13 protein-coding genes are annotated in these 12,074 nt (G+C 33.5%); 10 read left to right on the forward strand and 3 right to left on the reverse strand.

What is annotated here, in order from left to right:
- Nucleotides 1–4: 4 nt before the first annotated feature.
- The 5 genes from K7G79_RS00410 (at nt 5) to K7G79_RS00430 (ending at nt 5,595) form a co-directional block, all read left to right on the forward strand.
- A complete protein-coding gene (locus tag K7G79_RS00410) occupies nt 5–532 on the forward strand; it encodes a Crp/Fnr family transcriptional regulator (RefSeq protein ID WP_223548099.1) in 528 nt (175 codons plus the stop codon).
- 65 nt (nt 533–597) lie between these two features.
- Nucleotides 598–1,257, forward strand: coding sequence for a head GIN domain-containing protein (locus tag K7G79_RS00415; protein WP_223548101.1), 660 nt, complete (start codon nt 598–600; stop codon nt 1,255–1,257).
- 85 nt (nt 1,258–1,342) lie between these two features.
- A complete protein-coding gene (gene ygiD / locus K7G79_RS00420; protein ID WP_223548103.1) occupies nt 1,343–2,158 on the forward strand; it encodes a 4,5-DOPA dioxygenase extradiol in 816 nt (271 codons plus the stop codon).
- Between the two features lie 168 nt (nt 2,159–2,326).
- Entirely contained in the window at nt 2,327–3,415 is a 1,089-nt protein-coding gene (locus tag K7G79_RS00425) for an AMP-binding protein (RefSeq protein ID WP_223548104.1), read from the forward strand.
- A 95-nt stretch (nt 3,416–3,510) separates the two neighbouring features.
- Complete coding sequence (locus K7G79_RS00430; protein ID WP_223548106.1) at nt 3,511–5,595, forward strand: VWA domain-containing protein; 2,085 nt, start codon at nt 3,511–3,513, stop codon at nt 5,593–5,595.
- Nucleotides 5,596–5,699: 104 nt separating this feature from the next.
- Here the strand turns inward: K7G79_RS00430 and K7G79_RS00435 are convergent, their stop codons facing one another.
- Nucleotides 5,700–6,122: a DoxX family protein gene (locus K7G79_RS00435; RefSeq protein WP_223548108.1), complete on the reverse strand. Its 423-nt coding sequence runs from the start codon at nt 6,120–6,122 to the stop codon at nt 5,700–5,702.
- A gap of 57 nt (nt 6,123–6,179) precedes the next feature.
- On the reverse strand, nt 6,180–7,808 hold the full coding sequence (locus K7G79_RS00440) for an acyl-CoA carboxylase subunit beta (protein ID WP_223548110.1): 1,629 nt from the start codon (nt 7,806–7,808) through the stop codon (nt 6,180–6,182).
- 146 nt (nt 7,809–7,954) lie between these two features.
- Between K7G79_RS00440 and K7G79_RS00445 the strand changes: the two genes are divergently transcribed.
- From K7G79_RS00445 to ettA, 5 genes are all read left to right on the forward strand, one after another.
- Nucleotides 7,955–8,509, forward strand: a complete 555-nt coding sequence (locus tag K7G79_RS00445; RefSeq protein WP_223548112.1) for an NADPH-dependent FMN reductase — start codon at nt 7,955–7,957, stop codon at nt 8,507–8,509.
- 24 nt (nt 8,510–8,533) lie between these two features.
- Nucleotides 8,534–8,971, forward strand: coding sequence for a MarR family winged helix-turn-helix transcriptional regulator (locus tag K7G79_RS00450; RefSeq protein WP_223548114.1), 438 nt, complete (start codon nt 8,534–8,536; stop codon nt 8,969–8,971).
- 23 nt (nt 8,972–8,994) lie between these two features.
- On the forward strand, nt 8,995–9,717 hold the full coding sequence (locus K7G79_RS00455) for a pirin family protein (protein WP_223548116.1): 723 nt from the start codon (nt 8,995–8,997) through the stop codon (nt 9,715–9,717).
- A gap of 102 nt (nt 9,718–9,819) precedes the next feature.
- Nucleotides 9,820–10,002 (forward strand): CAL67264 family membrane protein, encoded by a 183-nt coding sequence (locus K7G79_RS00460; protein ID WP_223548118.1) that lies wholly within the window; start codon nt 9,820–9,822, stop codon nt 10,000–10,002.
- Complete coding sequence (gene ettA / locus K7G79_RS00465; RefSeq protein WP_223548120.1) at nt 10,002–11,693, forward strand: energy-dependent translational throttle protein EttA; 1,692 nt, start codon at nt 10,002–10,004, stop codon at nt 11,691–11,693. Before K7G79_RS00460 ends, ettA begins: the two co-directional genes overlap by 1 nt.
- Before the next feature lie 60 nt (nt 11,694–11,753).
- Here ettA and K7G79_RS00470 read toward each other — a convergent pair whose 3' ends face one another.
- Nucleotides 11,754–11,978: a hypothetical protein gene (locus K7G79_RS00470; protein WP_223548122.1), complete on the reverse strand. Its 225-nt coding sequence runs from the start codon at nt 11,976–11,978 to the stop codon at nt 11,754–11,756.
- Nucleotides 11,979–12,074 lie beyond the last annotated feature (96 nt).

Genomic DNA, 12,074 nt, shown 5'->3' on the forward strand with positions numbered 1-12,074 from the left:
GGATATGCTGGAAGAACTCGATCTACTCTTAAGCCAAGGCAACACAATACGTTATAAAAAGCGAGATTTTATAATTAGGCAAGGTGAAACATCTAATAAAGTGTTTTTTGTTAAAAAAGGAGTAACTAGGCATTATGTGATTACTCCAGAGGGTAAGGAAAAGACCATAAGAATCTCTAAAGAAAACGATTTTTTTTATAGTTCCATAGTAAGCTATTTTAAAAATATGCCTAGCTATATTTATTGTCAATGTTTAACCAATTGTGATTTAATTTATTGGGAATCTTTAAAGCTTGAAGCTATTTTTAAAACAAATTCTAAACTAGCCGATTTTAGAAACACACAATTTATAAAATTTATACTAGAAAAACATGATAAAGAGATTGCATTGCTCACCAAAAGTGCTGAACGTTTTGAAGAGTTTTGTATAAACAATTTAGAACTTTTCAACAGAATACCTCACCATATTATTGCTTCTTACATAGACATTACCCCAGAAACGCTTTCACGATTACGATCAAATAAATCTTGATTTACATCAATGTAATTCTATTTTAGTTCAAATAGTTTTGAACTCAAATTTAAAATAGAATTAGAATGAAAATAGAAAAAGTTATTTATGTATTAATGACTATCAATTATGTATTGTTTTCTTGTGAAGCAGATGATGTTGTTTCAGGGTCCGGAAATTTAATTACAGAAACAAGAACAGTTTCGGCATTTAATAAGGTAAGTTCTAGAGGGGTTTTTGATATAAATATTACACAAGGCAATTTTCAGTCTGTTGAAATTATTGCAGATGATAATATTATTGATTATGTGACCACCAAAGTGGTTAATAATGAGTTGCAATTATACTTAGACGATAGCCATAATTATAGTTACCTTAATTTAAAGGCCAATATTTTAGTAGAGCATTTGAATGCTATTAAAAATGAAGGTATAGGGAAAATTAATATTATAAATGTTAATGAGAGTGGAAGTTTTAGTGTCTATAATTCTGGTACGGGGGATATTACTTTGAGTGGGACTGCTGATAATTTAATTTTAGAGAATGAAGGCACAGGAATATTTAAAGGCTTTCAATTTATGGTTATAAATTGCAATGTTGATATTATTGGTAGTGGAGATTGCGAAATAAATGCATTGAATAGTTTAGATGTTGTTATTGAAGGAAGTGGTGATGTTTATTATAGAGGAACTCCATCAATCCAAAGTAATATATCGGGATCTGGTATGGTAATAAATGCTAATTAAGGGTGTTATAATAAATTTATTGAAATGTTTATAGGTCGCTAGTTTATTTATAGCTATTATATAATTCTTATATTGTGTTATAATTATGGGCTTAAATGATTTATACAAACATTCGAAGGACTGGAAGACCACTTTAAAAATGCCAGTATTATTTTTAGGACATGGTAGTCCAATGAATGCTATTTCCGATAATCGATTTGTGCAGGGATTTAAAGGTATTGCCAAGAATATTCCTGAACCCAAAGCCATATTATGTATCTCTGCACATTGGGAAACCAAAGGCACCAAAGTAACAGCAATGGATATGCCAAGAACCATACATGACTTTAGTGGATTTCCTCAAGAGTTATATAAGGTGCAATATCCAGTGCAAGGAAGTCCGGAATTGGCTAAGAAAACAGTACAGTTATTGGCTCCTGTTTCAGTTGATATGGACTACGATTGGGGTTTGGACCATGGGGCTTGGAGTGTTATTAAACACTTATACCCAAAGGCAAACATACCCGTTATCCAATTGAGTTTGGATTATAACAGAACACCAAAATCCCATTATGAACTGGCAAAGCAACTAGAAACTTTGAGGTATAAGGGTGTTTTAATTGTGGGAAGTGGCAATACAGTTCATAATCTTGGTCTATTAAATTTTGAAAAGGATACCGTTTACGATTGGGCTATTGAAGCTAGGCATACTATAAACGAATATATAAATAACAGAGATTTCAATCTCTTGTTTAATTATCATAGTAATAAAGCTTTGCGATTAGCAATACCAACACCAGAACATTTTTTACCTTTATTGTATAGTTTAGCTATATATGATTCAAAAAGTGACCATATAAGTTTATTTAATGATGAACTAGTTATGGGAAGTGTAAGTATGACCTCTGTATTTATTGGATAGAACAGAGATAGAGTTTCTTCAATTATGATTTTTCATTAAGAAATATTTTGCAATAAGGTTTGACATGCTCTCCTTATGAATAATAAATTTTATTCTCGTTATATAATTCATTAATTTTGAGGTTAAAGTATTACAAAATATTGCATCCTAGTTCATTGTTGAGTAATTATGACTCCTAATTTTAAAAATGTACACCTAAAATTTGAACTTAACGGTATATATTATTCTTATAAAGATCTTAATGAAGTGGCATACAGTTTTGTTAAGGAAGGGGAGCCTTACCAACAAGACTTAGGCGTTTTTTTATTAGACTGGCTTGATCATAAGGATTATGTGTTGGTCCTCACTTCTGGGTCTACAGGGTTCCCTAAGTCTATAAAGATTAAAAAACAGGCCATGGTGCATTCTGCATTAGCTACGGGAGATTTTTTTAATTTAAAACCAGGAAATACGGCTTTACATTGCTTGCCTTCTAATTTTATTGCAGGACGAATGATGCTAATTCGAGCTATTATTTTAGGGCTTAAATTAGATGTAGTGAAACCCAGTTCTTCACCTTTGCAGGGAATTAACAAAACCTACCAATTTTCAGCAATGACACCGTTTCAAGTTGAGAAATCATTAGTAGATGTTAATAAAATAGATACTTTGATTATTGGAGGGGGAAAGGTTAGTCATGCATTAATGAGAAAGCTCGAAAACAAACAGGTTTATGCTTATGAGACTTATGGCATGACCGAAACAGTTACCCATATAGCTGTGAAGAAACTAAACCATTTTGCCCAATCAAGTCAGGTTTCCAGCTCATATTTTGAAACCTTGCCAAATGTTACTGTTTCTCGGGATGAAAGGGAATGTTTGGTTATTGATGTGCCTAAAATTACTGATAAACCGATTGTTACCAATGATATTGTAAAGTTACACTCCAAAACCTTGTTTGAATTGTTGGGACGTTATGACAATGTTATTAATTCAGGGGGTATTAAATTTTTTCCTGAACAAATAGAACAAAAGCTTTCCAATATAATTGATCAGCGTTTTTTTATTGCTTCCATGCCAAATGATCAATTAGGAGATCAGGTTGTACTTTTAGTGGAAGATAAAGCATTGGATATAGATAAACTATTTAGTACAATTAAAAACATAAAGTCACTTCATAAATATGAAATGCCTAAACAAATTTTTAGACTTCCAAAATTTGTTGAAACTACAACAGGTAAAATACAGCGGATTAAAACTTTGGATTTATTAAAATAATAGGTTGACTCATTCAAAGGGTCGTTTTACTCATTGTTATTTTTTTTTCATAATTGTAGGGATTAGTTTTAAACTAAACTTTAAAATCTGTAATTATGAAGACACTATTCAATATGTTTCTGATATTGGTAATTTCAATTCAAGTTCAAGCCCAAGAGCGAAAAATAGTAGGCACGGTCACTGACGAATCTGGACTTCCTTTGCCAGGAGCCTCTATTATGATTAAAGGAACAAATAAAGGGACTCAAACAGACTTTGATGGTCTTTATGAAATAAAAGCAAAAGACACAGATGTTTTATTGTTTTCTTTTGTTGGATATGTTACCGAGGAGCGTAAAGTGGGAAAGCTTTATACTATTTTGGTAACTTTGAAAGCGGATGTTTCAAAATTAGAGGAAGTAGTTGTTGTGGGATATGGTATAAAAAACAGAAGGAGTTTAACAAATTCTGTAGCGACTTTAACAGCTTCACAACTCAAACGACAAAAGCGAAAGGCTTATCACAATCAATTAGCTTATCAAATTCAATCTGTTCCAGTGCAAGGCGGGCTAACTGGTGTTCAAATAGTAAATTCAAATACAAACCTTAATAAAACACCTTTATATATAGTTGATGGAATACCTATAAAAAAAGAACATAATCATATTATTGAAAACTTACCTATTAATGATATAGATAGTGAAGTAAAATATGATAATGCAGAAGCTAAGAAAAAATTTGGAAAGATTGCCAAAGGGGGCTGTATTGTTATCACAACTCACCAAGGTAATTACAGGATTGAAAATTCAGAAAGTTATGCTGCAATTATCGAGAATGCATTTGAGAGAACATTACTTGCACCATTATCTACATTTTCAATAGATGTTGATAAAGCATCCTACAGCAATATACGTCGTATGATTAATAACGGAATGACTATAGACCCAGATGCCGTTAAGATAGAGGAAATGATTAATTATTTTAATTATAACTACTCACAACCAACAGGGGAACATCCATTTTCAATAACTACAGAAGTAGTTAAGACACCTTGGCATAACAAAACCAAACTGGTGAGAATAGGACTTCAAGGCAAAACATTTTTAAATGAAGAACTGCCAGCATCTAATCTTACTTTTTTAATAGATGTTTCAGGTTCTATGGCAGACCAAAATAAATTGCCCTTGTTAAAACAAGCATTTAAACTTTTAGTAAATCAACTTAGGGAAAAGGACAAGGTATCTATAGTTGTATATGCTGGAGCTGCAGGTGTTGTATTAGAACCTACTTCGGGCAAGTATAAAGAAAAAATCGTTGAAACATTAGATCATCTGCAATCTGGAGGATCTACAGCTGGTGGTGCTGGTATTGAGCTGGCTTATAAGTTGGCTGAAAAGAATTTTAATAAAAATGGTAATAACCGAGTTATTTTAGCAACAGATGGTGATTTTAATGTAGGAACTTCAAGTGACAAGGCTATGGAACGATTAATTGAAGAGAAAAGAAAATCAGGAGTATTTTTATCGGTTTTAGGATTTGGTTACGGTAATTATAAAGATTCAAAATTAGAAATTTTAGCTGATAAAGGCAATGGTAACCATGCCTATATTGATAATATGCAAGAAGCCCAAAAGGTGTTTGGGAAAGAATTTGGGGGTACGTTATTTACCATTGCTAAAGATGTTAAAATTCAAATTGAATTTAACCCCAATAAAGTTCAGGCATACCGATTAATTGGTTATGAAAACCGGTTGTTGAATGATGAGGATTTTATTGATGACACAAAAGATGCTGGAGAATTGGGTAGTGGCCATACGGTAACAGCTCTTTATGAAGTAATTCCAGTTGGTGTTAAAAGTGATTATTTAAAAGATGTATCCGATTTAAAATATACCAAATCACAAATCGATTCTAATTTTTCAAATGAACTGTTTACCGTTAAATTTAGATATAAAAAACCAAGTGAAGATAAAAGTATAGAAATGTTTCACATACAGAAGGATGAAATAACTCTTTCACATTCAGACTTGAATTTCGCATCTGCTGTAGCACTATTTGGTATGCAATTACGCCAGTCTAAATACTGTAATGATACTACAATAGATGATGTAATTGCTTTGGCTAATATGGGAAGAGGGAAAGATAAAGATGGATACCGTGCAGAATTTATACGATTAGTGCAATCGTATCAAAATCTTTAATAGATTATTTATTTGGAACAACTAGAACGAAGTGACTAATTTCAATCACGAAATAATTATTTATTCAATCTCCCGAGTTGCTCGGGAGATTTCAAATGACAAATCTACTGCTGCATTTTCAAATAATAATCGGCAGAATGTTTTCCAGAACCGTAGAAAACAAAAAATATTGCTACGAAAAGGGTTATAATAGCCAAGATTAAATTGTTAACTATCATTTCTCCAGCAAAATTAATAACAATGGCACCAATTAAAATAGGAATTTGAGCTATAATAGCCCATCTGGTCAATAAACCAAAAGCAATTAAAATTCCACCTATAAAATGTGCAGGTGCTACGTAGTGTATGACTAACATACCACCCGCCAGACTTTCTAGGGGCTCGAAAAGGGTCATGAGTATTGTGTAGTCCGACATAAAATTTATGCCTTTAATAAATAAAAATACGCCTAGGGCAATGCGCAACAAATCTAAAGGCAAATACGTGTGTGCATTGGCCCACTTGTTTAATGTTTTTATTGTTCCCATTATTGAGAGTATTGGTTTTCAATCAAAAAGGTACGAAAAAGAGACGAGATTTTAAAATTATACTTGCAATAATCCCATGTTAAAAGGTTTCTCAATAGGTGAGTGGTTAGCGGCTTCAATACCCATACTAATCCATTCTCGCGTGTTTAACGGGTCTATTACTGCATCGGTCCAAATACGGGCCGCAGCGTAATATGGAGAGACTTGATTATCGTAACGTGCTTTTATTTTGTTATACAAGGCTTCTTCTTTTTCCGGCGTTATAGTTTCCCCTTGTTTTTCTAAGGATGCCTTTTCAATTTGTAATAATACCTTTGCAGCACTATTACCACTCATAACAGCTAATTCTGCACTTGGCCAAGATACTATTAAACGAGGATCGTATGCTTTGCCACACATGGCATAATTACCAGCACCGTAACTATTGCCGACAATAACAGTAAATTTTGGAACCACAGAATTACTTACCGCATTAACCATTTTGGCACCATCTTTTATAATACCGTTATGTTCACTTTTGCTGCCCACCATGAAACCAGTTACGTCTTGTAAAAAGAGTAAGGGAATTTTTTTTTGATTGCAATTGGCAATAAAGCGGGTTGCTTTATCGGCGCTGTCGTTATAAATAACCCCGCCAAATTGCATTTCACCTTGTTTAGTTTTTACTAATTTTCGCTGATTAGCAACAATGCCAACCGCCCAGCCATCAATTCTAGCATAACAGGTAATTATAGTTTGGCCATAGCCAGCCTTGTATTCTTCATATTCAGAATTATCCACTAAGCGTTTTATAACCTCGTGCATATCGTATTGGTCAGCTCTAGATTTAGGGATAAGACCATAAATATCTTTGGGATTGTCTTTAGGTTTTTGTGGTTCAATTCTATTAAAACCCGCCTTGTCGTATTCTCCAATTTTATCAACGATATTTTTAATAGTATCTAAAGCGTGCTTATCGTTTTTAGCCTTATAATCGGTCACACCAGAAATTTCACAATGAGTAGTAGCACCACCTAGGGTCTCGTTATCAATAGTTTCACCAATAGCTGCTTTTACTAAATAACTGCCTGCTAAAAAAATGCTTCCGGTTTTATCTACAATTAAAGCTTCGTCGCTCATAATAGGTAAATAAGCCCCACCAGCAACACAGCTCCCCATAACGGCAGCAATTTGTGTAATACCTAAGCTACTCATAACGGCATTGTTTCTAAAAATACGACCAAAATGTTCTTTATCGGGAAAAATTTCATCTTGCATGGGCAAATACACCCCGGCTGAATCCACAAGATAAATAATAGGTAATTTATTTTCTATGGCAATTTCCTGAGCTCTTAAATTCTTTTTACCAGTAATAGGAAACCAAGCACCAGCTTTTACTGTAGCATCATTTGCAACTACCACACACAGTTTGCCTTTAACATAACCAATCTTTACAACAACACCGCCAGATGGACAACCCCCGTGATCTATATACATGTTATCCCCAGCAAAGGCGGCTATTTCTAATGATGGTCTTTTGTCATCTAATAAATAATTAACACGCTCTCTAGCGGTCATTTTGCCTTGGGCATGTTGTTTTTCAATACGGGATTTCCCACCTCCTAATTTTACCTTAAGAAGTTTAGATTTTAGTTCTGATAAAAGCAGTTTGTTATAATCTTCGTTTTTATTGAAGTTAATGTCCATAGGTGTTTTGTTTGTTGCTAAAGTACGAAAGTTTCAAAATTTCACATTCACTATGTTAATTAAATCATAAATTATATATCATGGAAATATATTCCTTGGAATATAAATTTATTTCTACTACATTTGTATTACAAATTAATTGAGATATGAATAAAATAATAGCTTTTGCAGGAAGTAATAGTAGGCAATCCATAAATAAGCAATTGGTAACTTATGCTGCTAGTTTGGTTGAAAATTCCAAGATAAATATTTTAGATTTAAACGATTACGAACTGCCTTTATTTAGTGTAGATAGGGAAAAAGAGTTTGGTCATCCAAATAATGCGTTTGGATTTTTGGAGCAAATAAAGTCTGCCGATGGTATTATCGTTTCACTTGCAGAACACAATGGTGCTTATACAGCTGTGTTTAAAAACTTGTTGGATTGGATGTCTAGAATTGAAGGTAAAACTTTTTTTGGTAAACCCATGCTCTTAATGGGAGCATCAGATGGTAAACGAGGGGCTAAATCTGTTTTGGATATTGCTCAAGATAGGTTTCCTAGGCATGGCGCAGATATAGTGGATGTGTTTTCTTTTCACCTGTTTCACAAAAATTTTTCTGAAGATAAGATTGTAAATAGTGAATTGGATATGGAGTTAAAATTAAAAGTAAAAAAATTCCAAGAATCATTTAAGTTAGTTTCCAAAACTAATTATTAATCATTTAAAGTTAAAACAGAAACTATGGGAGATATATCGAAAGATATTAATTCAATATTTGCGAACAATAAGGTAAAAGCTTTAATTAATATAATTTATACTGCCAATTGGATAAACAGTCACCAAAACGAATTTTTCAAACCCTTTGGTATATCTCCTCAGCAGTTCAATATTCTTAGGATTTTGAAAGGAGCAGGAAAACCTATCAAAGTTCAAACTATAAAAGAACGTATGGTGGAGAGGGCCCCTAATGTTACTAGATTAATGGACAAGCTTTGTGCAAAACAATTAATAAATAGGCTGGCATGTGCAGACGACAGGCGGGTTGTACATATTGAAATTTCGCCCCAAGGATTAAATTTATTGGATATTATAGCCAAGGATTTTAATGAAAATCTTTTGGAAAACCTTACCGAAGAAGAAGCCTTAACCCTAAGTGACTTACTAGATAAAATTAGATAAATTAAAGAATAAAGAAATTAAATATGAAAACGATAGTTCATAAAGCCAATAGCAGGGGTTTTGCAAATCATGGGTGGTTACAGGCAAACCATTCGTTTAGTTTTGCAAATTTTTATGATCCTGATAAAATTCATTTTGGAGCTTTACGTGTTTTAAATGATGATGTTATTGCACCAAAAATGGGTTTTGGAACGCACCCACATGATAATATGGAAATTATTACTATTCCACTAAAAGGTGTTTTAAAGCACCGCGACAATATGCATAATGCATGGCAGCCAATATTACCAGGTGAAGTTCAGGTTATGAGTGCAGGTACTGGTATTCAACATTCTGAAATAAATGGTTCCGATATAGAGCATTTGAGCCTTTTTCAAATTTGGATTATTCCCAATAAATCAAATGTAAAACCTCGATATGACCAAAAAGCTTTTAGGGAAGATGACAGAAAAAATAAGTTGCAAACTTTGGTGACTTCAATGGAAGACAATCATATTGGCAGTTTAAAAATCCATCAGGATGCTGTGATTTCTAGAATTGATATGGATAAAGATAACTCTTTTGAATACCAATTAAAATATTCGAATTCTGGAGTTTATGTCATGAATGTTTACGGAAATATTACTTTAGGCAGCAATACTTTAGGGACAAGAGATGCCATCGGGATTTCTGAGACAGAGACCTTTCAAGTTGTTGCTAATGATAATTCAGGTTTACTGCTTATTGAAGTACCTATGAATTTCTAAGTCAAGTAAGTCTTAACAGAATAATTAAACATCCACTAAGTTGGATGTTTTTTATTTAAAAATGCGATATTTGTCATTACGGTAAAACAAAATAAAAAGATTATGGCAATGAATAAAAATACTGTATTGGCTTGGGCCACATGGATAATGATTTTTGTAGGATTGGCTTTAATAGCCTTAGGAGCTTTTAGATATGATGAAATAGCAGGCTGGGGATTTGCTTCGGTTGGTATTGGTTTTTTAGCAAATGCCTGGGTGTTTAATGCTTTAAAGGGAAGAGTATAATGAGCGACGACAAAAAAGTGATTTTTTCAATGTCTGGAGTTACCAAGACATTTCAAAGTGCCAATACGCCTGTGCTTAAAAATATTTATCTCAGTTTTTTCTATGGTGCCAAAATAGGTATTTTAGGACTTAACGGTTCGGGTAAATCTACACTTTTAAAAATTATTGCAGGGGTAGACAAAAACCACCAAGGAAATGTGGTTTTCTCACCAGGTTATTCCGTTGGTTATTTGGAGCAAGAGCCCCAATTAGATGATCAAAAAACTGTACTTGAGGTGGTTAAGGAAGGTGCTGCAGAAACAGTAGCTATTTTGGACGAATATAACAAAATCAATGATATGTTTGGGTTGGAAGAAGTGTATTCCAATCCAGATAAAATGGAAAAATTAATGAATAGGCAGGCCGAGCTTCAAGACCAAATTGATGCCTCTAATGCTTGGGAATTGGATACCAAGCTTGAAATTGCTATGGATGCGCTTCGTACACCCGAAGGAGATAAAAAAATTGGAGTTCTTTCAGGAGGCGAGCGTAGACGTGTAGCATTGTGTCGCCTATTACTCCAGGAGCCCGATGTATTATTATTAGATGAGCCTACCAACCATTTGGATGCTGAATCAGTTCATTGGTTGGAGCATCATTTGGCTCAATACAAAGGTACCGTAATTGCAGTTACACACGACAGGTACTTTTTGGATAATGTGGCAGGTTGGATTTTGGAATTGGATAGAGGAGAAGGTATTCCTTGGAAGGGGAATTACTCTTCTTGGCTAGACCAAAAATCAAAACGCCTAGCGCAGGAACAAAAACAAGCCAGTAAACGACAAAAGACTCTCGAGCGAGAGTTGGAATGGGTTCGTATGGCGCCTAAAGGCCGTCAGGCAAAGCAAAAGGCCCGTTTAAGCAATTATGATAAATTATTAAGTCAGGATCAAAAGCAATTGGACGAAAAATTGGAAATATATATCCCCAATGGGCCACGATTGGGAACCAATGTTATAGAAGCCAGTGGTGTTAGTAAGGGGTATGAAGACAAATTATTATATGAAGATCTAAACTTTAAATTGCCGCAAGCAGGTATTGTTGGTGTTATTGGTCCCAATGGTGCTGGTAAAACTACTATTTTTAGAATGATTATGGGTGAGGAGACTCCAGATAAAGGAGAGTTTGTTGTTGGTGATTCAGCTAAAATAGCTTATGTAGATCAAAGCCATTCCAATATCGATCCCGAAAAAACCATTTGGCAAAACTTTAGTGATGAACAAGAGTTGGTTATGATGGGTGGTCGACAAGTTAATTCCAGAGCATATTTGAGTCGTTTTAATTTTTCTGGAAGTGAGCAAAATAAAAAGGTGAAATTGCTTTCTGGTGGTGAACGTAACCGTTTGCATTTGGCTATGACGCTTAAGGAAGAGGGCAACGTTTTGCTTTTAGATGAGCCTACTAATGATTTAGATGTCAATACATTAAGAGCATTAGAAGAAGGGTTGGAAAACTTTGCGGGTTGTGCGGTTGTTATTAGTCACGACCGTTGGTTTTTAGATCGAATTTGTACTCATATTTTAGCGTTTGAAGGTGATAGTCAAGTGTATTTCTTTGAAGGTAGTTTTAGTGATTATGAAGAGAATAAAAAGAAACGTTTGGGTGGTGATTTATTACCAAAACGTATTAAATATAAAAAGTTGGTGAGATAGTAAATAAAAAACCGCAACTCTTATTGAATGCGGTTTTTTTATGTTCAAATTTTTAATTTGCTAAGTTTTATCATTTCTGCTTTGATACATATGCCCTTCAGTAAAGTCTTGATAAGGTTTATCGTCTTCTATTTCTAGATCTTTCAGATTATTAAGACGCTCGTTTTCCTTTTTTAGTTTATAGGATTTTCTAATACCCAGTAGCAAAAGAATTCCAAAAAACACTAATACTATGATGAGGATAGTAATAATATCAGATTGGTCAATTTCTAGTATTAAGGACAAATTATACAAAATAATTAATTTATTAATGTAAATATATTCTAACAAATATATAGTATTAATACTCGTAAAGCAACAATAAAGAAACACTTTATGAAG

The organism is Aestuariivivens sp. NBU2969 (genome assembly GCF_019931125.1).
GTDB lineage: Bacteria > Bacteroidota > Bacteroidia > Flavobacteriales > Flavobacteriaceae > Aestuariivivens > Aestuariivivens marinum.